Genomic DNA, 903 nt, shown 5'->3' with positions numbered 1-903 from the left:
AAATAGGGGAGCTCTTCGCATCGGTGGCGCTCGGGTCCGTCTCGTGCGAGCCTGATCCGGAGCGTGCCATCGCCAACGAGGCCATTGATAATGAGCAGTTGGCCAAGGCGGACGAGAGGCGGCTGCGCGACGTCATCCAGGACGTGTGCGACTCCGACAGGAAGTTCCAGGACGAGCACGACCTCGACGGAGACCGTTCCGCGCTGCGCCCCGGCATCCGCACTGCCCACCCACCTATCCAACCACCTGATAGGAGTGCTTTGAAGCGTACGACCTTCATGGCCGCCGCTATCGTCGCGGGCGGCCTGGCGCTGACCGCTTGCGGGCCGCAGGAGCCGAAGCTGCCGGAGCTGGCCGGCAAGAACTTTGCCACCGCCTACAAGGCCGCCGACAAGGCCGGATACAAGCTGATCCACGCCATGGTGCCCACCAGCACCCCCTTCGACGGCGACAACGACCTCGCCACCGCCCCGGAGAACATGCCGAAGGAATACGAGAACTGGACCGCGTGCTGGCATGAGGCCACCTACGTGGACGTCGGTGATGACCCGTTCTGGTCGATCGACTTCTACCTTGTGGCCAAGAAGTCGGACTGCAAGGACGGGCGGCTCAACTCCAAGAAGCAGGACGCCTACGACGAGCTGGTCAAGGAAGCCAGCAAAGACGAGGGCACGACTGGCGCTGACGAGGACAGCCAGGACGGCGAGGAGGACAGCAGCGCCTCGTGCTACAGCCCCACCTGGGGCAACTTCTCCTGCGACACGGGGCTGCCCGCGCCGGACGAGCGCAACTCCGACGGCTCCTACAAGTACGCCATCTGCGACGAGGGCGAGGAGGCGTACAACGCGGGCTGCTACCCCTACTACGACGAGCTTCAGCGCTGGCAGGACACCCACTCCTATT

The 903-nt window shown here is 64.9% G+C and carries 1 protein-coding gene; it reads left to right on the top strand.

Annotated features, from left to right (window positions below):
- Positions 1 to 903: hypothetical protein (locus tag EES42_RS44645; protein ID WP_164495202.1), on the top strand; the 903-nt coding region annotated here is incomplete at both ends.

Source organism: Streptomyces sp. ADI95-17, from assembly GCF_003846175.1.
In the GTDB taxonomy this organism is placed as follows: Bacteria; Actinomycetota; Actinomycetes; order Streptomycetales; family Streptomycetaceae; genus Streptomyces; species Streptomyces sanglieri.
This window is presented reverse-complemented; position numbering and strand designations above follow the sequence as displayed.